At 74.8% G+C, this 24,766-nt stretch carries 23 protein-coding genes; 17 read left to right on the forward strand and 6 right to left on the reverse strand.

Going from position 1 to position 24,766, the window contains the following annotated elements:
• Positions 1–39: 39 nt before the first annotated feature.
• Positions 40–762 (forward strand): TetR/AcrR family transcriptional regulator, encoded by a 723-nt coding sequence (locus AB0H37_RS41055; protein ID WP_360618052.1) that lies wholly within the window; start codon positions 40–42, stop codon positions 760–762.
• 64 nt (positions 763–826) lie between these two features.
• On the opposite strand, the gene AB0H37_RS41060 is transcribed toward AB0H37_RS41055, so the two are convergent.
• From AB0H37_RS41060 to moeZ, 3 genes are all read right to left on the reverse strand, one after another.
• Positions 827–1,996 (reverse strand): ROK family protein, encoded by a 1,170-nt coding sequence (locus tag AB0H37_RS41060; RefSeq protein ID WP_360618054.1) that lies wholly within the window; start codon positions 1,994–1,996, stop codon positions 827–829.
• Positions 1,997–2,133: 137 nt separating this feature from the next.
• Positions 2,134–5,124 (reverse strand): alpha-N-acetylglucosaminidase TIM-barrel domain-containing protein, encoded by a 2,991-nt coding sequence (locus AB0H37_RS41065; protein WP_360618055.1) that lies wholly within the window; start codon positions 5,122–5,124, stop codon positions 2,134–2,136.
• A gap of 235 nt (positions 5,125–5,359) precedes the next feature.
• Entirely contained in the window at positions 5,360–6,541 is a 1,182-nt protein-coding gene (moeZ, locus tag AB0H37_RS41070; protein ID WP_189269946.1) for an adenylyltransferase/sulfurtransferase MoeZ, read from the reverse strand.
• 219 nt (positions 6,542–6,760) lie between these two features.
• On the opposite strand from moeZ, the gene AB0H37_RS41075 reads away from it, so the two are divergent.
• The 7 genes from AB0H37_RS41075 (at position 6,761) to AB0H37_RS41105 (ending at position 11,846) form a co-directional block, all read left to right on the forward strand.
• Entirely contained in the window at positions 6,761–6,952 is a 192-nt protein-coding gene (locus AB0H37_RS41075) for a hypothetical protein (protein ID WP_329094482.1), read from the forward strand.
• Between the two features lie 56 nt (positions 6,953–7,008).
• Positions 7,009–7,200, forward strand: a complete 192-nt coding sequence (locus AB0H37_RS41080) for a CsbD family protein (protein ID WP_329094481.1) — start codon at positions 7,009–7,011, stop codon at positions 7,198–7,200.
• 147 nt (positions 7,201–7,347) lie between these two features.
• Positions 7,348–8,265, forward strand: coding sequence for a hypothetical protein (locus AB0H37_RS41085; protein WP_329094480.1), 918 nt, complete (start codon positions 7,348–7,350; stop codon positions 8,263–8,265).
• Positions 8,266–8,276: 11 nt separating this feature from the next.
• Positions 8,277–9,497, forward strand: coding sequence for a S8 family serine peptidase (locus tag AB0H37_RS41090; protein WP_360618057.1), 1,221 nt, complete (start codon positions 8,277–8,279; stop codon positions 9,495–9,497).
• A gap of 24 nt (positions 9,498–9,521) precedes the next feature.
• Positions 9,522–10,274: a hypothetical protein gene (locus tag AB0H37_RS41095; RefSeq protein ID WP_360618059.1), complete on the forward strand. Its 753-nt coding sequence runs from the start codon at positions 9,522–9,524 to the stop codon at positions 10,272–10,274.
• Positions 10,268–11,533, forward strand: a complete 1,266-nt coding sequence (locus tag AB0H37_RS41100; protein ID WP_360618060.1) for a S8 family serine peptidase — start codon at positions 10,268–10,270, stop codon at positions 11,531–11,533. Before AB0H37_RS41095 ends, AB0H37_RS41100 begins: the two co-directional genes overlap by 7 nt.
• A gap of 4 nt (positions 11,534–11,537) precedes the next feature.
• Positions 11,538–11,846 (forward strand): MGMT family protein, encoded by a 309-nt coding sequence (locus tag AB0H37_RS41105; RefSeq protein WP_179833010.1) that lies wholly within the window; start codon positions 11,538–11,540, stop codon positions 11,844–11,846.
• Here AB0H37_RS41105 and AB0H37_RS41110 read toward each other — a convergent pair.
• Both AB0H37_RS41110 and AB0H37_RS41115 read right to left on the reverse strand, forming a co-directional pair.
• Positions 11,843–12,583 carry a YoaK family protein gene (locus tag AB0H37_RS41110; protein WP_329094476.1) on the reverse strand — a complete coding sequence of 247 codons (741 nt, stop codon included), beginning with the start codon at positions 12,581–12,583 and terminating at the stop codon, positions 11,843–11,845. The two genes, AB0H37_RS41105 and AB0H37_RS41110, sit on opposite strands and share 4 nt — an antisense overlap.
• A 9-nt stretch (positions 12,584–12,592) precedes the next feature.
• The gene (locus AB0H37_RS41115) at positions 12,593–14,242 is read right to left on the reverse strand and encodes a hypothetical protein (protein ID WP_360618062.1); all 1,650 of its coding nucleotides are present in this window, start codon (positions 14,240–14,242) and stop codon (positions 12,593–12,595) included.
• A 255-nt stretch (positions 14,243–14,497) separates the two neighbouring features.
• Between AB0H37_RS41115 and AB0H37_RS41120 the strand changes: the two genes are divergently transcribed.
• The 8 genes from AB0H37_RS41120 (at position 14,498) to AB0H37_RS41155 (ending at position 22,145) form a co-directional block, all read left to right on the forward strand.
• Positions 14,498–16,114, forward strand: coding sequence for a gamma-glutamyltransferase (locus AB0H37_RS41120; protein ID WP_360618063.1), 1,617 nt, complete (start codon positions 14,498–14,500; stop codon positions 16,112–16,114).
• The gene (locus tag AB0H37_RS41125) at positions 16,107–16,574 is read left to right on the forward strand and encodes a RidA family protein (RefSeq protein ID WP_329094473.1); all 468 of its coding nucleotides are present in this window, start codon (positions 16,107–16,109) and stop codon (positions 16,572–16,574) included. The genes AB0H37_RS41120 and AB0H37_RS41125 overlap by 8 nt, the downstream gene beginning before the upstream one ends.
• A complete protein-coding gene (locus AB0H37_RS41130) occupies positions 16,567–18,003 on the forward strand; it encodes an aldehyde dehydrogenase family protein (protein ID WP_360618064.1) in 1,437 nt (478 codons plus the stop codon). Before AB0H37_RS41125 ends, AB0H37_RS41130 begins: the two co-directional genes overlap by 8 nt.
• A gap of 23 nt (positions 18,004–18,026) precedes the next feature.
• On the forward strand, positions 18,027–18,740 hold the full coding sequence (locus AB0H37_RS41135; protein WP_179833015.1) for an iron-containing redox enzyme family protein: 714 nt from the start codon (positions 18,027–18,029) through the stop codon (positions 18,738–18,740).
• A gap of 69 nt (positions 18,741–18,809) precedes the next feature.
• The gene (locus AB0H37_RS41140) at positions 18,810–19,157 is read left to right on the forward strand and encodes a Rieske 2Fe-2S domain-containing protein (protein ID WP_360618065.1); all 348 of its coding nucleotides are present in this window, start codon (positions 18,810–18,812) and stop codon (positions 19,155–19,157) included.
• Between the two features lie 52 nt (positions 19,158–19,209).
• A complete protein-coding gene (locus AB0H37_RS41145) occupies positions 19,210–20,427 on the forward strand; it encodes an FAD-dependent oxidoreductase (RefSeq protein ID WP_360618066.1) in 1,218 nt (405 codons plus the stop codon).
• Positions 20,428–20,437: 10 nt separating this feature from the next.
• The gene (locus AB0H37_RS41150; RefSeq protein ID WP_179833018.1) at positions 20,438–20,800 is read left to right on the forward strand and encodes a Rieske 2Fe-2S domain-containing protein; all 363 of its coding nucleotides are present in this window, start codon (positions 20,438–20,440) and stop codon (positions 20,798–20,800) included.
• A complete protein-coding gene (locus AB0H37_RS41155; protein ID WP_329094470.1) occupies positions 20,787–22,145 on the forward strand; it encodes an MFS transporter in 1,359 nt (452 codons plus the stop codon). Before AB0H37_RS41150 ends, AB0H37_RS41155 begins: the two co-directional genes overlap by 14 nt.
• On the opposite strand, the gene AB0H37_RS41160 is transcribed toward AB0H37_RS41155, so the two are convergent.
• Positions 22,146–23,897, reverse strand: coding sequence for a helix-turn-helix domain-containing protein (locus tag AB0H37_RS41160; protein ID WP_360618068.1), 1,752 nt, complete (start codon positions 23,895–23,897; stop codon positions 22,146–22,148). It lies immediately after the preceding gene.
• Positions 23,898–24,095: 198 nt separating this feature from the next.
• Here AB0H37_RS41160 and AB0H37_RS41165 point away from each other — a divergent pair, with 198 nt between their 5' ends.
• Positions 24,096–24,536, forward strand: coding sequence for a heme-binding protein (locus AB0H37_RS41165; protein WP_179833021.1), 441 nt, complete (start codon positions 24,096–24,098; stop codon positions 24,534–24,536).
• Positions 24,537–24,766: the final 230 nt, after the last annotated feature.

Consider the following 24,766-nt stretch of genomic DNA (forward strand, 5'->3'; position numbering starts at 1 on the left):
GGCCGGAGCGGCGGCCGGGCCCGGCAGAGAGGGGGCGAGGTGGCATCGCGTCGTGATCGTCTGCGGGCGGCGACGGTCAGGGAGATCACCGACACCGCCCGGCGGATCCTCGTGGAGGAGGGCCCCGACGCGGTGACGCTGCGCGCCATCGCCCGCGAGATGGGCATGACCGCCCCCGCGCTCTACCGCTACTTCGGCAGCCACGGCGAGCTGCTGCGGCATCTGGTCGGCGACCTGTTCACCGAGCTGACCCGTGACCTGCACGCCGCCATGGACGAGGTGCCGACGAGCGGCATGAGCGGCAAGTTCATGACGGTGGCCCGCCAGTTCCGCCTTTGGGCGCTGGCGCATCCCCGCGAGTACTCGCTGCTCTTCGGCACCCCCGTGCGCGGAGCCGCGCACAAGGAGGAGGTCGACTTCGCCGAGGAGTGCGCCCGCCAGTTCGGCTGGACGTTCATGTCCCTGTTCCTGGAGCTGTGGAGGAAGCAGCCGTTCCCGGTGATGGCCGAGGAGGAGATCGACCCCGGCCTGCGCGAGGAACTGCGCCGCTACCGCGACGAGGTGCTCGGCATCTCTCTCCCGCTCGGCGTGATCCAGCAGTTCCTCAAGTGCTGGATCAGGCTCCAGGGCGGCGTCAGCCTGGAGGTCTTCGGCCACCTGGAGTTCGCCCTGAGCGACGCCGCCCCCATGTTCGAGCTGATGCTCCGCGAGGTGACCGTCGAGCTCGGCCTGACCTACGCGCCCCCGAAGGGACGGGCCTGAGCCTCACCGGCGGTGCGGTGCGGCGGGCCCACGGGGTCGCGAGCGCCGCGGGCGGCCGGCCCGTTCAGGCGACGTGCCAGATGACGCCGAGCCGGTGGTGCATCGCGGTCGCGGCGGCGCCGTGCATGATGCTGTTCTCCGCCATCGTGGAGAAGCGCGGACGCCGGACGTCGCTCGGCGGCAGCCGCACGGCCAGTTCCCGTTCGATGGCGTCGAGCAGGCGCTCACCGGCCCGGCGGATCGGACCGTCGATCACGACGTCCCCGATGTCGAGGATCGCGGCCTGCACGCAGAGCAGGGCGGCGAGGCTCCTGCCCGCGTGGTCGACCCGCGCCGCGAGCGCCTCGAGCTCCGGTGTCGCGAGCGCGCCACCGGGCGAGGACACGGCGTCCAGCAGTTCGACGGGGGCCCCGGCGAGGACGGCCGGCAGGCTCGCCACCGTCTCCAGGCACCCTCGCCGCCCGCATTCGCACCGGCGGTCGCTGACGCCGACGTCGATGTGGCCGACCTCGCCGGCGCGCTGCCGTTCTCCCAGGTGCACGCGGCCGTCGAGCAGGATGGCCGAGCCGATGCCGCCGGCGATGTGCAGCACGATGACGCTGTCACCGGCCCGGCTCTGCACCGACAGCTCCGACATCCCCACGGCGGTCGCGTCGTTGACCAGCACGACCTCGTGCCCGAGCGCGGCCGCCAGCGGCCCTGCCAGGTCGACGTCCCTCCAGCGCAGCTGCAGCGCCTCGATGACGCGCTGCTCGGGGGAGACGATGCCGGGGACGGCGACTCCGGCGGACAGCACCGCGCGCCGGTCGTCGCCGGCGAGGGCCGTGAGCATCGGGACGAGGGCGGCCACCACGTCCGCGCCGCGCGGCCGGGCGGGCAGCGCCGTGCGCGCCGTCGCGCCGATCGCCCCGTCCAGCCCGACGACGCCGCCCAGCACCTCGGCCGGGCGGACGTCGGCCATGAGCAGGCAGTGCCGTTCGGTGTCGATCCGGAGCAGCGTGGCCGGCTTGCCGCGCCCGCTCGGCCGGCCGGCCTCCTCGACCACCAGCCGCCGCGACACCAGGCCCTCCATGATCTGCGACACGACGGCGCGGGCCAGTCCGGTCGACCGCGCGATGTCGGCGCGGGACACGGTGCCGCCGCCCGCCAGCACGCTCTGCAGGACGAGCTCGGTGTTGCGCTCGCGCAGGACGGCGGGAGTCGCCTTCTCGGTGATCCGGACGGACCTGGTCATCCTCGCCTTCCCCCGCGCGCCGTGCCGCCGCGCCGGTCCGCCGCGCCGTGCCGCCACCTCCTGCAAGGGGAGCGTATAGGGATCGGTCCTGTCCCGGGCCCGCTCGCCCGCTCGCGGTCGCGGGCCCGGGGGACGGCTCACCGGGCCGGTGGCGGCGAGGTGCAGGCGAGCGTCGGCACGCCGAACGAGACGGCGTCGAACCAGCGGTTCGCGTCGTACTGGTCGACCTGGATGCGCAGCTGCTGGACGCCCGTCACGTCGACGTCGAGCCGGACCGCCTCCGCTCCGGCGGTCGCGAGCCCGCTGCGCAGCACGCCGGACTCGTGCAGCAGCCGACCGTCGCCGAAGACCCGGACGACCACGTCGCCGTCGGCCGAGTGGTTCATCGCGTCGTCGATCCCGGCGACCGTCGTGAACCTCTGGCAGCCGCGGTCCAGTTCGACGCGCACGTCGGCGTTCGCGTTGGTCCCGAGCCCCTTGCTGTAGGCGGTCCCGTCCAGGCGGATGGGCTTGCCGTTGCCCACGGGGGTGGCGGGCGTCACGGTGTCGCGGGCGACGGGGTAGATGCCGTCATGGTTGCGCGAGTAGGAGAACGGCAGGTCGCTGAGCTGGACGCGGCCGTCCGCGGCCACCGGCAGCACGGCGGTCGCCTTGCGGACCACGTGCCGGCCGGCCTGGTCGAACCCGACCGTGACCTGCACCGTGACCTGCGTCGTCCCGTCCGGGAGGTCGCCGGTCCGGTGCAGCGTCCACGACCGCTCCAGCGTGGCGCCGGGGTCGATCTCCCCCTGCTCCGGACCGGTGGGACGGGCCTCCACCCCCGCGGGTGCGGAGACGCCGAAGGTGACGCCGCTCATCGGCGCGAAGTAGTTGGCGTTGGTCACGGAGGCGGCCACCCCGGCGGAGGCGGAGAGCGATCCCTGCGGACGCAGCGACAGCGGCAGGTCGTAGCCGTCGCCGGTCAGCCGCCGCAGCATCCGGGACGCCTCGGTGTAGGTGTCGCCGACCGGCCTCGTCCGGTACCCGCCGGTGCCCTTCGCCCACGCCTCGGCCATGGCGTACCAGTCGACGGCCGGGGCGGCGCCGCCCGTCCGCAGCTCGGTCTTCAGCCCGTCGAACAGCCGCTCCCATCGTGGCGCGTAGTAGTCGCGCAGCACCCCGGACCACTCGCGGTAGGCGTAGTCGTGCAGGTCGGTGTCGCGGTCGCCCCAGGACGTGATCAGCTTGCGCGCCTCGTACTCCAGCCGCGGGGCCTCCCCGGGGGTCGCGGCCGCCTGCCGCGCCCGCTGGAGCCACGGCCCGACGCTGTGGTGCCGGTCGGTGCCGGCCAGGTCGTCGAGTGCCCTGATGTAGCCGATCCAGGCGTCGGTCAGCCGGGAGAACGCGGCGAGGTCCCGGGCCTGGTACGCCGCGTTGATCTGCGGCAGCAGGGTCCGGGACCGGTCGTCGGCCGCCGCGCGGGCCACTTCGAGCAGGTCGTAGCGGTAGGCGTCGCTGCGGCGCAGGGACCCGCGGACCGCCAGGAGCGCGGGCAGGGCACGGGCGAACGCGGCGGGGTCGTAGGCGAACGCGGCCTGCGCCCACCGGTGCGGCCTGGTCGTCGCCAGGTTCGGTTCCGCGGCGAAGAGCCCGCCGTGGCCGGACGACCGGCCCCCGGTCGGAGGGATCGCGTACGCGGTGTCGGCCAGCACCCGCCAGGCGGCGCGGGCCTGCGGGTCGACGCCCCCGTAGCGGGCGTCCGCGTACTCGTCGAACCACCGGTGGAGGTCGACAGGGCCGTCGTGCCAGGGCAGCTCGGCGAGGAACTCGACGGCGACGGGGTTGTTGTAGCTCGCCTCCGGCATGATCGCGATGCCGTCGAGGGCGCTCGCCCGCCGTGCCCGCCAGTCCCAGAACCGCTCGTTCCAGGCCTTGATCGGTGCGCCGACGGTGGAGTTGCCGCCGAAGTTCCAGATCGACCCGAAGGCGTACGGGGCGCCCTTCCAGTCGGTGTCGCGGTCGACCTTGAGCGCCCGGTCGGACAGGCCGTCCACCACGAGCATCCTGCTCCGGTCGACGGCGGCCACGGTCTCGGGGCGCGGGTTGCTCTGCCAGCCGAGGATCACCCAGGTGGCCCCCGGGTGCGCCCTCTCCAGGGCGTCCTGGACGGCCGCGGAAGCCTGCCCCACCGGGATGGCGCCGGCCTTCCCGCCCTCGTGGAGCAGGTCCATCTTGTACATCGTCGACGAGCCGAGCAGCCGGTCCTGGACCTCGTAGAACCGCTGGGCGACCTGGGTGAACACCGGGTTCGTCGGCGCCAGCCAGTCGGGCCGGGCGATCCCCTCCCAGGTGCCCTGCGGCACGGTGACCGCACCGGGGTTGCGGGCCCCGAAACCCGTCGGGACGGTGCCGAAGTAGCCCGGGAGCACCGGCGTGATGCCCAGCCGCCGCATCCGGTCGGCGATCCGGCGGCCCAGATCCGCGCGGGCGCGGATCTGGGCCTCGCTGATCGGTGAGGTGAAGTTGGACATGTTCTGCAGCAGCCACCACGGCTGGTAGCCCGCGCCCGGGATCCAGGAGCGCAGCTCGTCCGCCGAGTAGCCGAACGACTTCAGCGTCTCGTAGTACACGGCCTCGGTGCCGACCGGCATGAACATCTCGTTCACGCCGTGGAGGGCGTAGACGTCGATGAGCCGTTCCCAGTCCTCGAACGTCCGGTGCGGCCCGGAGTACCCGTCCTCGGTGTCGTTCCCGGCGAACCGGTGCCTGACGACGGACGACCTCTCGATCGGCTGCGCCGGCAGGGGGAGCCGAGGCGGAAGGCCGAGCTGGTCGCCGGTCCACGAGATGTCGGCCTTGGCCACGTGCTTGAGGTACCAGTTGAAGCCCATCAGCAGCGCCGGCGTGCTGCTGCCCGCGATGACCGGCCGCCGGTGGCGGACGGAGACCCGGAAGGTGTCCCTGCCCTCGGAGCCGGGCATGGTCTCCAGGCTCAGCTGGCCCGCGTACCGCGGCCCGACCAGCCGCCTGATCGCTTCGTGGGCCGGCCGGACGTCGAAGGCCGGACGGCCGGGGGACGCCGCCTCCGCCGACGCGACGCCTCCCGGCGGCGCGCCGAGGATGAGCAACGCGCCCACCGCCCCGGCCAACGCGGCCCGCCATCTCCGTTGCGCCCTGCGCCGTCGTCCCACGGTCGCATCCCTTCGCCGGGTTTTGATCGTGATCCAAACTAAATACCGGCGGCCACCCGGTCAAGATCTGGATCGGGAGGTTTCCGCGGGAAGGGCGTGCACGGCGCGGTGGGCCCCGGACAGGGCGCGGGCAGGGCCCCGACAGCGGAAGGCCCCCGGACCCTTGGCGGGTCCGGGGGCCTTCCGGCGGGCCTCAGTAGGACGGGAGGCTGGGGTCGATCTGGTTGACCCAGGCCAGGACGCCGCCGCCGACGTGGACGGCGTCGCCGAAGCCGGCGTTCTTCACGACGGCGAGGGCCTCGGCGGAGCGGACGCCCGACTTGCAGTGCAGGACGATCTTCTTGTCCTGCGGCAGGCGCTCCAGGGCGGAGCCGTTCAGGAACTCGCCCTTGGGGATGAGCGTGGCGCCCGGGATCGCGACGATCTCGTACTCGTTGGGCTCGCGGACGTCCACGAGGAAGATGTCGTCGTCCCGGTCCTGCATGGCCTTCAGGTCGTGCACGGAGATCGTGGAGTCCCGGACGGCCTCGGCGGCCTCGTCGGAGACCGCGCCGCAGAACGCCTCGTAGTCCTCCAGCAGCTCGGTCTGCGTCGGGTTCTTGCCGCACAGCGGGCACTCGGGGTCCTTGCGGACCTTGACCGAGCGGTAGGACATCTCCAGGGCGTCGTAGACCATCAGCCGGCCGACGAGCGGCTCGCCGATGCCGGTCAGCAGCTTGATGGCCTCGTTCACCTGGATGGAGCCGATGGACGCGCACAGCACGCCGAGCACCCCGCCCTCGGCGCAGGACGGCACCATGCCGGGCGGCGGCGGCTCGGGGTAGAGGCAGCGGTAGCAGGGGCCGTGCTCGGCCCAGAACACCGACGCCTGGCCGTCGAACCGGTAGATCGAGCCCCACACGTACGGCTTGCCGAGCAGGACGGCTGCGTCGTTCACCATGTAGCGGGTGGCGAAGTTGTCGGTGCCGTCCACGATCAGGTCGTAGCCGGAGAAGATGTCCATGATGTTGTCGCGGTCGAGCGCGGTGTCGTGCACCAGCACGTCGATCAGCGGGTTGATGTCACGGACGGTCTCGGCGGCGGACTCGACCTTCGGCCTGCCGAGCGAGGACTGCCGGTGGATGATCTGCCGCTGCAGGTTGGACTCGTCCACGACGTCGAAGTCGATGACGCCGAGGGTGCCCACGCCGGCGGCGGCCAGGTAGAGCAGGGCGGGGGAGCCGAGGCCGCCCGCGCCGACGACCAGGACCTTGGCGTTCTTGAGGCGCTTCTGCCCGGCCATGCCCACATCGGGAATGATCAGGTGCCGCGAGTAGCGGTTGACCTCGTCGCGGGTGAGCTCCGGGGCGGGCTCGACCAGAGGTGGCAACGACACGGTGAATGCTCCTGTGCTGGCGCTCGACGTTCGAGGACGGCGGGACGTCATCGTCCTCCCACGGCACAACCCTGCCATGTGCTGCGGCATTCCCGGCAGCCGCCTGCCGGACGGTTGCCCGTGTCTCCCCCAGTACCGGAATGGATCGCCATAAAAGGGGCACCGTACGGGCGCGGGACCGGCGACCGGGCCGGCCGCGGGCGAGGAGAGGTGACGGGCATGGGGTTCATGAAGAAGCTCAGGGGCGAACGGGCCGGCCGCCGGACGGCGGGGAGGCGGCGCAAGCCGAGCCCGCGCGAGCAGCGGGCGGCGCTGCGAACGGAGCAGGCCGAGGCCAAGCTCCTGGAGACCGAGGCCCTCATCCACGAGGAGGCGGAGCGGCTCCGGCGCGACACCCGGACGTCCGCATAATCCGGGCCATCGGGGGCATAGGCGGTGTTACCACACTCCGTACAGGAGGAGGAACCATGGGTTTCCTCGACAAGCTGAAGAACAAGGCGCAGCAGGCCAAGGGCAGGGGCAAGGAGGAGACCGGACGGCAGTCCGGCGACCCGTACCTGGAGGCCGAGGGCAAGAGCGACCGCGCCGCCGGCGGCGCCAAGCAGGCGGGCGAGAAGGCCAAGGACGCCGCCAAGGAGGCGAAGCGGTCCGTGGAGTGAGCCGCGGACCGCGGCCTCCGGCCGCGGCGCCGTGCGGGCCGGGGCCCCTCTGAGGAGGGGCCTCCTCCGTTTCTCCGCAGGGGAAGAACGGCGGCCTTCGCGGGATGACAGGCGGAATGTCGTGAAGCGCCGTTAATCTTGACTGTTGTGGCATTCCTGCCCCCCTCCCAGCAGCCGCCCCCACCGCGGTCCCCGCACCAGCCCGGCCCGCCCGGCGGCTTCCGCCCGCCCGGCCCGCCGGGCCCGCCCGCGCACCCCCACGCCGGGCCCGCGCGCCCGTACGGCGCGCCGCCGCGACCGGTGGGCGCCGGCGGCCCGCCGACGGTGCTGGGCCTCACCGGCCGCCAGTGGATGATCACGGCGCTGGTCGTCGGCTGCTGCTACCTCGTCGCCACGGGGGTCTCGTTCTTCGGCACCTGGACGACCCTCAGGCGCGCGCCGACCAACGCCGAGCTCCAGATCGCCGCCGAGAAGGAGGTCGCGCGCCGCTGGGAGGCGTGGCCCGCGCGGCGGGTCTTCCCCGACCGGCTCGGCTACCGGCCGACGGGGAACCACACCGAGTACGCGTCCCGGACGGGGATCGTCCCGGACGCCGGCTGCGTCCAGGGCGTGGACGAGGAGATCGCGACCACGATCGCCCGGCACGGCTGCCTGGCCGTCCTGCGCGCGACCTATGTCGACCAGTTGCAGGGCGTCGTCGTCACCGTCGGCGTGGTGGCGTTCCCCGATCCGTCGAAGGCCGACCGGGCCTACAGGGAGCTGCCCGGTTCGCAGGGCCCGGACGGCACGGGATCCGTCCGGCCCGCGCTGCACGCCGCCGCGTTCCCGGGCACGGCGTCCGCCCGCTTCACCGACGCTGCCAGGCAGGACCGGACGATCGACCGCGGCGGCCCGTACGTCGTGCTGACGACCTCCGGTCAGGCCGACGGCCGCCCCGCCTCCGCGATCAAGAAGGGGCGTCCGGGCGAGCCGTTCGCGGTGTCCCCGCAGATCGCCCACACGATCGCGCGGACGCTGTCGGTCAGGCCGCTGCCCGACTGCGACCTGCCCGAGTGGCAATGCTGAGGGGGGCGCGGGTGAAGCGTCGCGGTCTGCCGGCGGCCGTGGGGGCGGCGGTGCTGGCCGGGAGCTGGCTGATGCCGGTCCACGCGCACGCGGACGTGGTGCGGGACGGGCAGCGTCCCATCCTCTCCCTGCTCGGCATGGAGGCCGCCTGGAAGGTGACCAGGGGCGCCGGCGTGACGGTCGGGGTCGTCGACTCGGGCGTCGACCCGACCCAGCCGGACCTGCGCGGCAAGGTCACCGTCGGCCCCAACATGCTCGCCAGGATCGACGCCGGGACGACGCCGGCGCGGTTGCACGGCACCGGGATGTCGACGCTGATCGCCGGGCAGGGGCACGGCCCGGGCGGCGGCTCGGGGGTCATCGGCATGGCCCCGCAGGCGCGCATCCTCGCCGTCCGGACCATCGGCGAGCCGGAGGACGCCAGCTACCGGCGCTTCCGGGCGGCGGGCAGCGCGGGCGACGCGGTGGCGCGCGGCATCCGCTACGCCGCCGACCACGGCGCCGACGTCATCAACCTGTCGCTCGGCAGCCGGGACGAGAATCCCGCCGAGCGCGAGGCCGTCGGCTACGCCCTCGGCAAGGGCGTCGTGGTGGTCTCGGCCGTCGGCAACGACGGCGACGAAGAACGGCTGCTGGACGGCGACGGGTTCGCGCCGTACTCCTACCCGGCGTCGTTCCCCGGCGTGATCGCGGTCGCGGCGACCCTGCCCGGCCACGCCCGCGCGCCGTTCTCCAACCGCAACTACTCGGTGCTGCTGTCGGCGCCGGGCGCGGGCCTGCCCATCGGGGTGCCGGGCGGCCGGTACCTCAGGAGCGACGGCACCAGCGACGCCAGCGCGCTCGTCGCCGGGATCGCGGCGCTGATCCGCGCGAAGCATCCCCGGATGGCGCCGGCGCTGGTCGCGCAGGCGCTGATCCAGAGCACCCGGCATGCCCCGTCCGCCGGGTACGACCCGGAGGTCGGGTTCGGGGAGGTGCACGCGGCCCGCGCCCTGTCGGCGGCGGACTCGCTGGCCTCGACGTCGCCCGGCCCGGCGCAGGCCAAGCCCGCCGGGCAGCGGTTCGGGAAGGAGGACCCCGGCCCGGTGGAGGTCATCGAGCGGCCCTTCTGGGTCCGCCCGCTGATCATCGTGATCGTGCTCCTCGGGCTCGGCGGGACGGCCGGGGCGCTCGCGCTCGCGGTCGCCTTCCGGCGGCGCCACCCCGGGCGGCCTCCCGTCGCCCCGTCCTGAGCCGCCTTGGGCTACGCTCCGCTGGTGTCGCGCGCCGAGATCTCCGCTCCGGACGGCGAGCCGGAACCGGGCGCCGGGCGGCGGGTCTCCCGCAGGACGGCCGCGCTGGTGGCCGCGCCGGCGTGCGCGACCGTCCTCGTCGTCGCCGGGGTGCGGCTGACCGCCGAGCTGACCCGCGCCCCCACCCCGGCCGAGCGCGCGGGGGCCGCGGCGGCGGAGCCGTCCGGCCGCTACCGGACCTGGACCGCCGGACGGATCTTCCCCGCGGGCCTGTCGTACCGGCTCGGCCAGGCGTCCGCCGAGACGGCCCGCCGGGTGGGGATCGGCCCCGACACCCGCTGCGAGACGGCCGTGGACGACATGTTCGCCCGGACCCTGACGGTCCGCGGCTGCCGCGCCGCGCTGCGCGCCACCTACCTGGACCAGGCGCAGGGCCTCGCGGTCACGGTCGGCGTGGTCGTGTTCCCGGACGAGCGGACCGCGCGCGAGGCCGTCGCCTGGTTCCCGTCCCGCGGGCCGCGTCCGGGACTGCGCGCATTGCCGCTCGCGGGTTCGGTGGCCGCCCGGTTCGGGGACGTCGCGCGGCAGGCGTCCACCGCCGCGCAGCGCGGCCCGTACGTGGTCGCGGCGACGGCCGGCTACGCCGACGGGCGTCCCGCGATGCGCGGGTCCCTGGCCGATGCGGCCGAGCTGGCGCCGCAGCTCGTCCAGGGCGTCCTGCGGCCCCTGACCGCCCCGGCGGCGGTCCGCTGCGGCACCCGGGAGTGGCGGTGCTGAGGCGCGCCGCCGCCGGAGCGGCCGCGCTGGCGCTGGCCGCGGCCCCCGCCGCGCCGGCGGCGCGCGCCGCCGGACCCCGAAGCGCCGCCCTCGCCTCCGACCCGGTGCGGGACGCGGTCACGCCCGTCCTGGAGTCGCTGAACGTGCCGCGCGCCTGGCGGACGTCCAGGGGCGGCGGCGCGACCGTCGCCGTCCTCGACTCGGGCGTGGACGCCGGCCATGCCGACCTCGCCGGCTCCGTCACCGCCGGGCCCGACTACACGCGCGGCGCGAACCCGCCCGGCGTCGCGCCGAAGCGGCTGCACGGCACCAACATGGCGTCGATCATCGCCGGGCACGGGCACGGCCCCGGCGGCGCCGAGGGGGTCGTCGGCGTCGCGCCCGAGGCGCGCCTGCTGTCCCTGCGGGTGATCCTGGAACGCGACGAGCCGGGCTTCGCGGAGTTCACCGGCGGCGGGCGCTACACGGGGACGATCGCCCAGGGCGTCCGGTACGCCGTCGACCACGGCGCCGACGTGGTCAACCTGTCCCTCGGCCGCTCCTACCCCACGCCGCGCGAGCGCGACGCCGTCGCCTACGCGATCAGCCGGAACGTGGTCGTGGTCGCGGCCGCGGGCAACAGCGGAGACGAGGACGATCCGCGCGGAGTGGGAGGCCGGTCCGCCCCGGCGCGCGGCGCCCGCCGGCCCGGCAGCGGCGAGTCCACCGGGTACTTCTATCCGGCGTCGTTCCCCGGCGTGGTCTCCGTGGCCGCCGTGGACGCGCGGGGCCGGCACGCCGGGTTCTCCAACCGCAACTCCGGCGTCGTCGTGTCCGCGCCCGGCGTGCAGATCGTCGGCGCGGGCCCGGACGGGCGGTACTGGGTCGGGGACGGCACGAGCCCGGCGACCGCGTTCGTCTCCGGCGTCGCCGCGCTCATCCGGTCGCGCCACCGGGGCCTCGCCCCCGCGCTGGTCACGCAGGCGCTCGTGGCGAGCACCGGGAACCGTCCGGCGCGCGGCTACGACCGGGGCGTCGGGTTCGGGCGGGTCGACGCCGCAGCCGCGCTCGCCGCGTCCGACACCCTGGCGGCGGCGCGGACGGGCGGCGCCGGCCTGCCGGCGGGGAAGCGGTTCGCGACCGGTCCGGTCCGTCCCGTCCAGGTCGTGCACCGCTCGGGCGGGCTCGTCCTCACCTATTCGCTGATCTGCGCGCTGTCCCTGCTCGGCCTGGCGGGCGCCGCCGTCCTGCTGCGCGGCGAGCGCGATCCGGGAGAATGAGCGGATGTGGTCCGAACCTGACGAGTACTCCGAGGCGGTGCTGGACGCGGTGGAGCGCATCCCGCCGGGCCGCGTCCTGTCCTACGGCGACGTCGCCGAGATGGTCGGGCGGGGCGGGCCGCGGCAGGTCGGGCGCGTGATGTCGCTGTACGGGGGCGCCGTCCCGTGGTGGCGGGTGCTCCGCGCGGACGGGAACCCGCCGAGCGGCCTCGAGATCGAGGCCCACGAGAACTACCGCGCCGAGGGGACGCCCCTGCGCCCGGACGGGCGCCGCGTCGACATGGCCCGCGCCCGCTGGGCCGGCCCCGCCTAGGACGTCCGGGAGGGGTGGAGCCGGAACGCGCCGGCGATCACCACGGCCAGCACGACGGGACTGACGGCCGCGGCCGCGACGGGAGCGTGCGTCATCAGCGCGCCCGCCACCGCCGCCCCGGCGGCGAGGCTGAGGATCACCGCGGTCCGCAGTCCGGCCGCCGCGCCCTGCCCGACCGCGAGGCCGCCCATCATCGAGGTCAGCGTCCCGGTGACGAACGTGGTGGTGATCCCGTCGGCGGCCATGCTGCGCGCCGCCGCCGTCTGCGCGCCCATCGCCGCCGACGACAGGGAGATCAGGGCGAGCAGCCCGGCGCCGTGCGGCTCGGCGCCCGCGGCGGCCCAGCCCGCGAGGAACGCGGTCTGCGCCACCAGGACGAACCCGAGGACGGCGGTGACGCGGGGCGGCCACAGCCGCCCGGCGCCGGAGCGTCCCGCGATGAGGAACCCGGCGAGCAGGCCGAGCGCGAACGCGAGCGTCGCGGCGCCGCAGCGGGCCAGGTCGGCGCCGTTCCCCTCGCCGGCGGCGAGGCCGAACAGCACGATGTTGCCGGTCATGTTGGCGGTGAAGACCTTCTCCATGCCGAGGAACCCGACGACGTCGGTCGTTCCGGCGCCGAAGGTGAGGAGCACCAGCAGCACGGCGCGCCACCGGAGGGCGGCGCGCGGCGGGCCCCCTGCCGCCGCGGCGGGCGCGGCGGCAGGGGCCGGATCGGACAGGTCGGAGGACGCGGTCACCCCTGCTCCCTAGTAGATGATCAGGCCGACGATCGTGGCGACGACGAGGCCGGCGATCACGGGCAGGAACGAGCGGCGGACGAGGTCGAGCACCGGGACGCGGGCGAACCCGGCCACGGCGATCAGCGACGACCAGGCGACCAGCACGCCGCCGCCGGCCCAGACGCAGCCCATCTGCCCGATCGCCGCGAGCAGCGCCGGGTCGACGCCGGAGGCCGGGCCGAGCGAGCCGGCCAGCGAGCCGGTGAGCGGCAGCCCGGAGAACCCGGAGCCGTCCAGCCCGGTGATCATCCCGATGATCAGCACGCCGAAGCCGACGACGTACTGGCTGTCGGGGATCGCGTCCTGCATCCGGACGACGGCGTCGAACAGGAAGCCGGGCGCCTGCGCGCCCTCCTCCATGCCCATGATCTTCCCGGCGAAGTCGGCGTTGCCGATGAAGAAGAACCCGGCGATCGGGATCACGACGCCCATCGCCTTCATCGCGAAGACCAGGCCGTCGACGATGTGGTCGGCGCACCGCTCCAGGCTGCCCCGGCCGTCCTTGGCGATCGCGGCGGCCAGCAGCAGCGCCGTGGCGACCCCGCCGACGAGCGCTGCGGCGTCCCCGCCCACCACCTCGGGGACGAGCCCGGTGAACTTGCCCAGCATCATGTAGCCGACGAGCCCGATCAGGGCCAGCGGGACGATCGCGGCGAACGCCTTGGACCGCCTGGGGCAGTCGGCGCCCGGCGCGTCGCCGCCGTCCAGCGACGACAGCGCCCGCCGCGTCATCTCGTCCGACGCCTCGCCCGCGTCGCCGGACGCGCCGGGACGAGGGCCGGGCACGCTGGACGAGCCGCCGGACCCGGAGCCGGACCCGGGCCCGTGGTCGAGGACGGCCACGCCGCCGTCCCCGCCGCCCGCCGCGGCCGGCTCCGGCTGCAGGACGCGCCGCCGCGGCAGCACGCGGATGAGCGAGCGGCGCGGCGCCGGCGCCTCCATCTCCGACTCCCCGGCCTCCCAGCGTTCGAGCAGCGCCGCGTCCGGCCGGCGGAACTCCGAGCGCGTCATGAGGTAGCCGATACCGAGCGCGACCAGGCCCGTGATCAGGGACAGCACCATGGCGCGGTCGGCGACCGCGCCGGTCTGCACCCCGGCGGCCTTCGCCGACAGGCCGGGCGCGACCTGGATGACGTAGTCGCTGGACAGCGCCATGCCCTGCCCGGCGATCGCGATCGCGACGCCCGCGCTGATCGGCGGCAGCCCCGCGGCGATCGCCGCGGGCAGCAGGATGGCGCCCATCAGCGGCACCGCCGGCGTCGGCCAGAAGAACAGGCTGATCACGTAGGTGACGGCGGCGAGCACCCAGAAGGCGGAGTGGCCGGACCGCATGACGACGCGGAACGGCTCCACCATCCGGCGGTCGGCGCCGAGCGCGCGCAGCGACCCGAGCAGCGCGGTGACCAGCGCGATGATCAGGAAGATGCTGAACAGTTCGGACGCCGCCGTGAGGCTGGCGTTGAAGATCGACTCCAGCCCCGTGACGAAGCTCCCGGTGAACACCCAGGCGGTGAGGAACGTCGCGGCCACCGCGGGGATGACGACGTTCTTGCGGGCGATCATGACGGCGATGATGATGACGATTCCGGACAGATAGATCCAGTGAGCGGCTTCCAAAGGACGCCCCCTCCCTGTACGCGCCCTCTGCGAGGCCGACGGGCGCAACGATTGCAGAGAATCTGCTCGATCGGTCCGAGGTGAACAATGAGGAACGTGCACACTACGCGCTTGGTCATTTTGTGCACCATGTCGGGCGTCCGGCGAGCGAAGCAGCGGTGCGCGGGGCCGCTGTGCACGGTGCCCAAGGAAGGTGCCGGATCTTCGGCGATCGGTCCGTATCGGCGCTGATCAGGAGCCGCCGACACTGGCGGCATGTCAGAGCGCAGCCCCTTCGGCCTCCCGGACCGCGGCCCCTCCGTCGCGTCCGGCGGCATGGTCGCCTCCAGCCATCCGGCGGTGAGCCTGCTCGGCGCGCGGGTCCTCGCGGACGGCGGGAACGCCGTGGACGCCGCGCTGGCGATGGCCGCCCTGTCCTGGCTCGCGCTGCCCGGCCAGTGCGGGGTCGGCGGCGACGCGTTCGCCCTGCTGCGCCGCCCGGACGGCTCCGTCGCCGCGTTCGGCGGCAGCGGCTTCGGCCCGGACGGCGGCGAGCCCGCCTTCTACCGCGACCGCGGCCTGGCCGCCGTCCCGCTGGAGGGCGCCCTCGCCGTCGCGACCCCCGGCGCGGTCGCCGCGCTCGCCGCCCTGCACGCCGACTCGGCCTCCCGCGGGCTGCCCGAGCTGTGGGCGCCCGCGATCGCCGCCGCCGAGGACGGCCTGCCCTGCACCCGCAAGACGCGCGCCGACATCGTCGAGCGCCGCGACGCGCTGGCCCGCGACCCCGGCACGGCCGAGGTCCTCCTTCCCGGCGGCCGCGTGCCCGCCGTCGGCGAGCCGATCGTCCAGCGCGACCTCGGCGCCTCGCTCCGCAGGCTCGCCGACCACCCGGCCGACCTGTACTCCGGCGTGCTCGCCGAACGCTCCGTGGACGCCCTGGTCGACGCCGGGGCGCCGTTCTCCGGCTACGAATGGATGGCGGGCGGCCGCTCCGTCCCCGAAGCGGCGCTGACCTGCGACTTCCGGGGGACGACCGTCCACCTGACCCCGCCGCCCACGCCCGGCTGGATGGTGGCGCAGCAGGCGGGCCTCTGCGACGGCGTCCTGTCCGGCCTCCCGTGGCTTTCGGCGGAGGCGGTCCACCGGATGGCCTCCGCCGCGCGCATCGCGTTCGCCGACCGGTTCGCGGGCTGCGGCGACGGCAGCGACCACTGGCGCGGGCTGCTCGCGCCGTCCGCGCTGGAGGCCGCCCGCGCCCGCCTCGACGCCGGCGACGTCCCGGCGGGCCTCCCGTCGCCGGTCCCCGCGGGCGGCGACACCACCTCCATGGTCGCCGTCGACGCGCAGGGGCGCGCGGTCAGCCTCATCCACTCGCTCGCCTTCACCTTCGGCGCCCGGATCACCGTCCCGGGCACGGGCATCGTCCTCAACAACCGGCTCGGGCGCGGCGCCTACCTCATCGACGGGCACCCCAACGAGGTCCGCCCGCGCCGACGGCCGCTGCACACCCTGAACGCCTGGCTCGTCACCGGCGCCTCCGGCGGCCTCCTGCACGCGGGCAACACGCCCGGCGGGGACGGCCAGGTCCAGTGGAACGCCCAGTTGCTGTCGCACCTCCTCGACCACGGCCACGACCCCGCGACCGCTGTCGCCGCGCCGCGCTTCACCGTCCATCCGGGCAGCGACGCCGACGTCCTCGGACGCCCGCCCGAACTGCGCGTCGAGTCCCGCCTCGGGGCCGACCGGATCGAGGCCCTGCGCGCCTGCGGTCACGACGTCGCCGTCCAGGCGCCGTGGGACGCGGGCGGCAGCGCCCAGGTCGTGTCCGTCGCGGACGGCGCCCTCCTCGGCGCGTCCGACCCCCGCCAGGACGGGGTGGCCCTCGGTGTCTGAACTTCCCGCCATGCCGCGCCCCCAGGGCGCCTACGTCCCGGCCGTGGCCGAGCCGATCCGCACGGGCGACGTCCTGGTCGCGAGCGCCGGGATGACGCCGCGCCGGGACGGCCGCCTGACCCTGACCGGCCTCGTGGGCCGCGACCTGGACGTCCCCGCCGCGAGCGAGGCCGCCGGCCTGGCCGCCCGCAACGCCGTCGCCGCGGTCGCCGACGGAGATCTCGGCCGCGTCCGGCGGTGGGTCCGGATGACGGTCTATGTCGCCTGCGCCGACGGGTTCACCGACCTGTCGGCGGTCGCGGACGGCGCCTCGGCCGCCCTGGACGCGCTGGCGCCGGGGCTCGGCCGCCCCGCCCGCAGCGCCGTCGGCGTCCGCGCCCTGCCCGGCGGCGCGCCCGTCGAAGTCGAACTCACCGCGATCGCCGGTGACCTGGAAAGGGAGACGAGCGAGCATGCATGAGGGGCTGAACCTCGTCGGAGGCGAATGGCGTCCGGCGGCGGACGGCAGGACGTTCCGGCGGCACGACCCGGCGGAACTCGGCGAGATCGTCGGGGAGTTCCCCGAGTCGTCGGCCGCCGATGTCGGAGCCGCCGTCGACGGGGCCGTCGAGGGCGCCGCGCAATGGGCTGCGGCCTCCCCGGAGAAACGCGCCGACGTGCTCGAGGCGGCGGCACGGTGGCTGGAGGAGCGGGCGGACCCGCTCGTCGTCGAACTGGTGCGGGAAGAGGGCAAGACGCGCGCCGAGGCGGCCATGGAGGTCTCCCGCACGCCGCGCAACCTGCGCTTCTACGCGGGAGAGGCCCACCGCATCACCGGCCAGAGCCATCCGGCGGGCGACGGCGGGATCGTCTACACGCGGCGCGAGCCCGTCGGGGTGGTCGGCGCGATCACGCCCTGGAACTTCCCGCTGAACATCCCGTCCCGCAAGATCGGGCCCGCGCTGGCGGCCGGCAACGCGGTGGTGTTCAAGCCGAGCCCGGTGACGCCGCTGCTGGCGCAGCGGCTCGTGGAGGCGCTGCTGGCCGGTGGGCTCCCGCCGGGCGCGATCTCCCTGGTGCACGGCGGCGCCGAGGCCGGAGCCGCGCTGGCGGCGGACGAGCGCGTCGGGGCCGTGACGTTCACCGGCTCCACCCGGGCGGGACGCGCCGTCCACGCGGCGGTCGGGCCGTCGCGCCGCGCCCAGCTGGAGATGGGCGGCAAGAACCCGGTGGTCGTCCTGGACGACGCCGACCTGGAACGCGGCACGCAGATCATCGTCAAGGGCGCGTTCGGGCTGTCGGGGCAGGCGTGCACCGGGACGAGCCGGGTCATCGCGCACGACGCCGTCCACGACGAGCTGCTCGAACGCGTGGCGCGGGCCGCCGAGGCGCTGACCGTCGGGAACGGGCTGGGCGACGGCGTCGACCTGGGGCCGCTCGCCGCGGACTTCCAACTGGAGAAGTTCCTCGACTACGTGCGGATCGGCGAGGAGGAGGGCGCCGAGCTCGTCACCGGCGGGCGGCGGCTCCCCGGCGACGGGTACTTCGTGCGGCCGGCCGTCTTCGGCGCGGTGGCGCCGGACATGCGGATCGCCCGCGAGGAGATCTTCGGACCGGTGCTGGCCTTCCAGCGGGCGTCCGGTTTCGACGAGGCCGTCGCGCTGGCCAACGGCACCGACTACGGGCTGTCGGCCGGGATCGTCACCCGCGACACCGGCCGGGCGCTGGAGTTCGCCCGGCGCTCCGAGAGCGGCCTGGTGAAGGTGAACCAGCCGACCTCCGGAATGGCGATGACGGTGCCGTTCGGCGGGCTCAAGGAATCCAGCACGCAGACGTTCAAAGAGCAGGCCGGACCTTCGATGATGCTCTTCTACACGCAAGAGAAAAGCGTCTACATCTCACCCCGGTAAGAAACCCGAGAAGGGATCAGGAAATGGCAGAGCTGCTGTCGAAGGACGCGTTCCGCGCCGAGCTGCAGAACGCGATCAAGGGCCGTGAGGCCAAGAACGCCTCGTTCAGCAAGGCGTGGGCGGACGGCGAGCTGAAGCGCGAGCACTTCGCCCGCTGGGCGGAGAACCACTACCACTACGTGGGGCCGTTCGCCGACTACCTCGCCTACGTCTACGCCAACACGCCCGACGAGTTCACCGGCGCCAAGGACTTCACGCTCCAGAACATGTACGAGGAGGAGCTCGCCGACATCCGGCACACCGACCTCCTCATCCGGTTCGCCGAGGCGTGCGGCACCACCCGCGAGCGCGTCGAGGACCCGTCCAACATGAACGCCATCACCCGCGGCCTCCAGGCGTGGTGCTACGCGGTCGCGATGCGCGAGCACTTCGTGGTCGCCACCGCCGCCCTGGTGGTCGGCCTGGAGTCGCAGGTCCCGAGCATCTACAAGAAGCAGATCGTGCCGCTGCGCGAGGTGTACGGGTTCACCGAGGACGAGATCGAGTTCTTCGACCTGCACATCACCTCCGACGTGGTGCACGGGGAGCGCGGCTACCAGATCGTCCTCGACCACGCCGACACCCCGGAGCTCCAGCAGCGCTGCCTCCGGCTGTGCCGGTGGGGCGCGGAGATGCGGTTCTCCTACACGCAGGGCCTCTACGACACCTACGTCAAGCCCGACCTGGTCAGCGCCTGATCCGAGTCCGGTCCGGCGGCGGGGCGGCGTCCCCGCCCCGCCGCCGGCCATCCAGCAGGGAGGACGACCGTGGAGCAGCAGACGAGCGAGTGGGTGCGGGCCGCCGCGCTCGCCGAGGTGCGCAGGCGCAGGCGGCTCGCCGTGACCGTCGAGGGGCGGCGGATCGCGCTCTTCCTGGTCGGCGACGACGTCTACGCGCTGGACGACGTGTGCGTCCACAAGCAGCGGTCGCTGTCCAAGGGGGCCGTCCTGAACGGGCGGGTGATCTGCCCCGGGCACCAGTGGGTGTTCGACCCGGAGACCGGCGAGATCGAGGGCCGGGACGAGTGCCAGCCGAGCCATGCCGTGCGCGTCGACGGCGGCGACGTCTACGTCGACCCGCGGCCCAGGATCCTGTCGGAGGAGCACCCCTCATGAGCGGAGCGGACCGGGGGGCGCGGGGGGTCGTCCCCCCGCAAAGGAGCAGAGCATGAAGAACGTCCTGATCGCGGGGGCGGGGCAGACGGCCGCGGTCGCCGCCCGCACGCTGCGCCGCCGCGGCTTCGACGGCCGCGTCACGCTCGTCGGCGCCGAGCACGAGGCCCCCTACCAGCGCCCGCCGCTGTCGAAGGAGTACCTGGCGGGGGAGCAGGACCGCGACGAGCTGTGCCTGCTCACCCCGCAGTGGTGCGAGGCCAACGACGTGGAGCTGCGGCTCGGCGTCGCGGCCGCCGCGATCCGTCCCGCCGAACGGGCCCTGGAACTGGCGGACGGCACCGCGCTCGCGGGCGACGCCCTGCTCATCGCGACCGGCGGGCGCCCCCGGCGCCTGCCCGGCGTGGAGGGGGAGCGCGTCCGGTACCTGCGCACCGTCGCCGACGCCGACCGGCTCCGCGCCGAACTGCGGCCCGGCGCGCGGGTCGTGGTGATCGGCGCCGGGTTCATCGGCTGCGAGGTCGCCTCCACCGCGCTCGACCGCGGCGCCCACGTCACGATCGTCGAGCAGGCCGGGCGTCCGCTCGGGCACGTCGTCGGCGAGCTCATGGGCGACGTGATGGCCGCGATGCTCCGCACGAACGGCGTCGACCTGCGCACCGGCGAGAAGGTCGAGCGGTACGAGGAGACCGCGTCCGGCGCCGTCGTCACCACCAGCGGCGGGACGGCCCTGGAGGCGGACGTGGTCGTGGTCGGCGCCGGGATGGTGCCGAACGTCGAGCCCGTCACCGGCGCCGGGATCGAGTCCCCCGGCGGCATCGCCGTCGACGAGTACTGCCGCACCCGCGTGGACGGCGTCTACGCCGCAGGCGACGTCGCCTGCCAGTGGCGGCCGCTCCTCGGACGGCACGTCCGCGCCGAGCACTTCGACAACGCCAACGCGCAGGGCATGGCGGCGGCCAAGAACATCCTCGGCGGCACGTCGGCGCACACGGCGCCGCCGTGGTTCTGGTCCGACCAGTTCGGCCACGCCGTCCAGCACGCGGGGCACGGCGAGGGCACGGACCGGCTCGTCGTCCGGGGCCGCGTCGAGGACTTCGACTTCATCGCGTTCTACCTGGCGGACGGCGTGCTGCGCGCCGCGTTCACCGTGGACCGCGGCGGCGACCTCGCGATCGCCCGGCAGCTGATCGCCGGCGAGGCCGTCCCGGACGCGGACGCCCTGCGCGACGAGGACACCGACCTCACCGACCTGCTCGACACACTCAGCTAGGGAGCGACCGATGGAATACCAGCGCGTGGCCCGCTCGGGGCAGGTGCCCGAGGGCGTCGTCCGCCGCTTCTTCGTGGGCGAGGCGGAGGTCGCCGTCGCCCGCTGGGACGGCGAGGTGCACGCCATGTCGAACTACTGCACCCACCTGGACTGCCTGCTGTCGTCCGGGCGGGTGACCGAGGACGGGCTGCTGTGCTCGTGCCACGGCAGCGTCTTCGACTTCGGGTCCGGCGAGCCGATCACCCCGCCCGCGACCAAGCCGATCAAGGTGTACCCGGTGAAGGAGGAGGACGGGGAGATCCTCGTGCACGTCCCACCGGAGGACGCCGCGAGCGGCGGACCCCGACGGCGGCGGCCCGTTGGCCGAGCCTGACCCGGGGGACGGGCGCGGCGCGGGGCGCGGGTCGTGGGCGGCGCTCGTCCCGCTGCTGCTCGGCACGTTCACCGGCACCGTCGCCAACACGATCGTCAACGTCCCGCTGACGCTGATCCTGCGCGACCTGGACGCCTCGATCTCCTCCGGCACCCTGGTCGTCGTCGGGTTCACGCTCCCGTTCGCCGTGCTGCTGCCGCTGTCGGGGTGGCTCGGCGACCGCTGCGGCCCGCGCCGGGTGTTCCTCGCCGCGATGCTGCTGCTCGGGATCGGCTCGGCGGGCGCCGGGCTCGCCGGCGACCTGGCCTCGCTGGTCGCGATGCGCGCGGTGCAGGGCGTCGCGACCGCCGCGATGCTGCCCGCCGTCATGGCGCTGATCGCGTCGCTGTTCGGCGGCGGGCGGCGCGGCAGGGCCCTCGGCCTGTGGGCGGCGGCCAACGGCGTCGGCCAGGCCGCCGGACCCACGCTCGGCGGCGGCCTGGCCACCTGGTTCGGCTGGCACGCCGTGTTCTGGCCGGTCGTGCCGCTGTGCGCCGCAGCCGCGGCGCTGGCCGTCCGGTTCGTCCCGGCGGGGCGGGCGCGGCCCGTCCCGCTGGACTGGCGCGGCGCGGCCCTGCTGACCCTCGCCGCCGGGCTCGGCCTCGGCGGCACCTCCGCCGCCGCGACGCTCGGCGCGACCTCGCCGCTCGTCTGGGGCGGCGTGCTCGCCGGCCTCCTCACCGCCGCCGCCTACGCCGCGACCTCGCGTGGGCGGCCCGACGCGTTCCTGCCGCCCCGGCTGCTGCTGGAGGCCCGCTACCTGCGCTCGTGCCTCAGCGTCCTCGCGCAGATGTTCTGCCTGGGCGCCACGCTGCTCGCCGTGCCCGTCTACCTGACCACGCAGCGGCACACCGGCACCCTGTACGCGGGGGCCGTCCTGCTGAGCCTGCCGGTCGTGATGTCGGTGCTGGGGCCGGTCACGGGCGTCCTCATGGAACGGCTGTCGCCGCGCGCCGTGCTGCGCGGCGGCCTGCTCATCCTCATCGCGGGGCAGGTGCTCGTCGCCGCCGTCCTCGCCGCGTCCGGGGCGGTCCCGTGGCTGCTCGCCGCGCTCGCCCTGACCGGCGCCGGCGTCGCGTTCGTCCAGACGCCCGCCGCGACCGGCGCCACCCGTTCGGACGCCGGCCGCCGCGGCGCCGGCCTCGGCCTGTTCAACCTGCTGCGCTTCGGCGGCTCCGCCCTCGGCGCCGCGTGGGTCGGCGCCGTCCTGGACCAGGCCCCCGCCTTCGGCGTCATGTTCGCGGTGTGCGCCGCGACCGCCGCGCTCGGGCTGCTGGCGTCCTTCGCCGGCCCTGACCCCGCCTGATCAGCCGGGCGCGGCGGCCGGCGGGGCCATCTCGTCGTCGAGGGTGCCGGTGACGGTCGTCAGCGTGTCGATGTGGTGCGCCAGCCAGAACATGAACTGCGCGTCCGCGGAGCGGATGTCCATGCGCAGCGCGCGGGACGCCCGGTCGAGCTTGTACAGCATGGTGTTGCGGTGCAGGCCGAGGTCGCGCGCCGCCGCGTTCAGGTTCCCCGACGTCCTGATGTAGGCGAGCACGATCTTCTCCAGGTCGCCGCCGTTCGCGCGGCGCAGCGGGGCGAGGGTCTCGCGGGCGAACGACTTGGCCTCCGCGCTGCGCGCCACGTCCTTCAGCGCGGCGAACACCCGGAGGTCGTCGTAGCCGCAGACGGGCTCGGCGGCGGTATGCCAGGCGAGCCCCATCGTCAGCCGCGCCTCGTGGTACCCGGACGCGACCCCGCCGGCGCCCTGCCCGGGACGGCCGTGCGTGACCCGCAGGTCGTCGCCGAGATGCGGGCGCAGCGCCCGGTGCAGCCGCTCGGCGAACCGGGCGGCGTCCGCGCGCTGCCCGATCGGGTCCCGCGGGGCCGGGACCTGCTGGATCACCACGATCGTCGAACTGATCGCGGCGGTCAGCGCGCACCCGCCGGGTTCGAGGTTCTGCGCGGTCCGCGTCGCCGACACCGTCCGGCGCAGGTAGTCGCGGCCGACCGGCAGCAGCGACGCCGCCGCCACCACGTGCACGGCGAAGTGCCCGTCCACGTCGAACCCGTGGTGGCGGGCCCGCGCGCCCAGCTCGTGGGAGTCGGCGAACCGGCCGTGGACGAGCGCCTCCACGAAGTCGCCGCGGGCCCGCTCCTCGGCCGCCCGCACCGACCGCTGCCGCAGCATCTCCGACCCGATCAGCGTCGCGCCGTGCTCGGCGACCACGCGGTGCTGCGCCAGGTCGTGCGGGTCGGGCGGGCACGCCCGCTCCACCATCACCATCCGGCCGAAGACCTGCCCGCCCACCAGGACGGGCGTGACGATCACGTGCACGGGCGGGCCGTCCGGGCCGGGCCGCAGCCGCGCCTCCGTCGCGCGCGCGTTCCCCTCCGCGGGCTCGGGACGCTCCCCGGGCGGGCCGAGGTCCTCGGGCAGGGCGGCCAGCAGCGCGTCCGGGTCCATCGGCGCGGCGTCCGGCGGCTCCTCCCAGGCGAGGCGCTCGCCGTCCGCGTCGCAGATGAGGACGCCGCAGCGCGACAGCCCGACCACCGCGCGGGCCATCGCGGGCACCCCCGGGCCGCGCGCGAGGACCTCCGCGAGCGTGCGGTGCACCCGCGACCCGTACTCCAGGATGTGCGCGGACTGCGCCAGCGCCTTCTGCCCGATGAGCCGGCTCACCGCCCGGTAGTCGGCCTCCGCGGGCAGCGCCAGCAGTGGCACGCCCGCGGCCTCGGCCGCGCGCGCCGCCGCGTCGAGGTCGGAGTCGACCCCCGGCGGCCGCCACGCCAGCAGCGCGGCGGCGTCCCGCCGGACGAGGTCGCCCACCACGGCCGCCGCCTCCTCCGGCGCGGCCACCGCCGTCACCGGCAGGTGGACGGCGACCCCGGCGAGGTCGCGGTCGGGGTCGCCGGCGCAGCGACGGGTCTCCGAGAGCGGGAGACACCAGCCGACGCCGCGCTCCAGCCCCGCCCGTCCGGCGACGAGCGTGCCGCGCAGCAGCGGCTCGGCCAGCAGCGTCCCGACGGGCAGGTGCCCGTCGGCGGTCGTGACGATCGCAGGGTGATGTGCCATGTGCCCACATCCCGTCGGGTTCGTTCGGCGAAGTGTACATAGCCCCGATGGACGTGGTCCTTCGAGACTGACGGGAGTGGACGAGCGACGTGGCGGACGGCGTGACCTGGAAGAACCGTCCTCCACATCCTGCTTTACCGATCTGAATAGGGCAATACCCCTCTTTCAAGCGAGGGGCGGCGCCCGTCTGGAGGCCCCGTGCACACCGTTCACCGGCTCACCCTGGAAGACGCCCTCGTCATGCTCACCGCCGCCGAGGAGGAGGCGCGCCGCATCGGCGTCAAGCAGACGATCTGCATCGCCGACGACGGCGCGCACCCGATCGCGGTCCACCGGATGACGGGCGCCCGCCTCACCGGCGTGGACATCGCCATCGCCAAGGCGTTCACCGCCGCCGGCCACCAGCGCGACACCCACAAGTTCAACGAGCCGCCCAACGGCCCCGCCCTGCCGGGCAACGAGGCCTTCGGCATCAACCAGATGCACCCCGGCAAGTTCGCGATCTTCGTGGGCGGCTTCCCCATCGTCCACGAGGGCGAGGTCGTCGGCGCCGTGGGCGTCAGCGGCGGCAACGGCGAACAGGACAAGGCCGTCGGCGCCGCCGCCCTCCGCGCCTTCAGAGAGAAGGTGGCTGTATAGCTCGCCTTTTTCTTCTCCTTCGGGCCTGGCGGCCCTGCTGTGCCTATGGCAGTGCCCTCCTCCTTCGGGCCCGGAGGGCCCTCCATCGTCGGGCACCGCGGCGATCGCTGGCATCGCTTCGTCTCGCCTTGCGGCTCGCTGCTGTGCCTATGGCAGTGCCCTCCTCCTCCTTCGGGCCCGGAGGGCCCTCCATCGTCGGGCACTGCGGCGATCGCTGGCATCGCTCCGGC

This window comes from Actinomadura sp. NPDC023710 (assembly GCF_040639875.1).
In the GTDB taxonomy this organism is placed as follows: Bacteria; Actinomycetota; Actinomycetes; order Streptosporangiales; family Streptosporangiaceae; genus Spirillospora; species Spirillospora citrea.

Excerpts from the sequence above, each read along its gene's own strand:
- AB0H37_RS41060 (WP_360618054.1), bottom strand. The coding sequence starts at position 1,996 with ATGACCAGGTCCGTCCGGATCACCGAGAAGGCGACTCCCGCCGTCCTG.
- AB0H37_RS41075 (WP_329094482.1), top strand. The coding sequence starts at position 6,761 with ATGGGGTTCATGAAGAAGCTCAGGGGCGAACGGGCCGGCCGCCGGACG.
- AB0H37_RS41080 (WP_329094481.1), top strand. The coding sequence starts at position 7,009 with ATGGGTTTCCTCGACAAGCTGAAGAACAAGGCGCAGCAGGCCAAGGGC.
- AB0H37_RS41105 (WP_179833010.1), top strand. The coding sequence starts at position 11,538 with ATGTGGTCCGAACCTGACGAGTACTCCGAGGCGGTGCTGGACGCGGTG.
- AB0H37_RS41120 (WP_360618063.1), top strand. The coding sequence starts at position 14,498 with ATGTCAGAGCGCAGCCCCTTCGGCCTCCCGGACCGCGGCCCCTCCGTC.
- AB0H37_RS41130 (WP_360618064.1), top strand. The coding sequence starts at position 16,567 with ATGCATGAGGGGCTGAACCTCGTCGGAGGCGAATGGCGTCCGGCGGCG.
- AB0H37_RS41135 (WP_179833015.1), top strand. The coding sequence starts at position 18,027 with ATGGCAGAGCTGCTGTCGAAGGACGCGTTCCGCGCCGAGCTGCAGAAC.
- AB0H37_RS41145 (WP_360618066.1), top strand. The coding sequence starts at position 19,210 with ATGAAGAACGTCCTGATCGCGGGGGCGGGGCAGACGGCCGCGGTCGCC.
- AB0H37_RS41150 (WP_179833018.1), top strand. The coding sequence starts at position 20,438 with ATGGAATACCAGCGCGTGGCCCGCTCGGGGCAGGTGCCCGAGGGCGTC.
- AB0H37_RS41160 (WP_360618068.1), bottom strand. The coding sequence starts at position 23,897 with ATGGCACATCACCCTGCGATCGTCACGACCGCCGACGGGCACCTGCCC.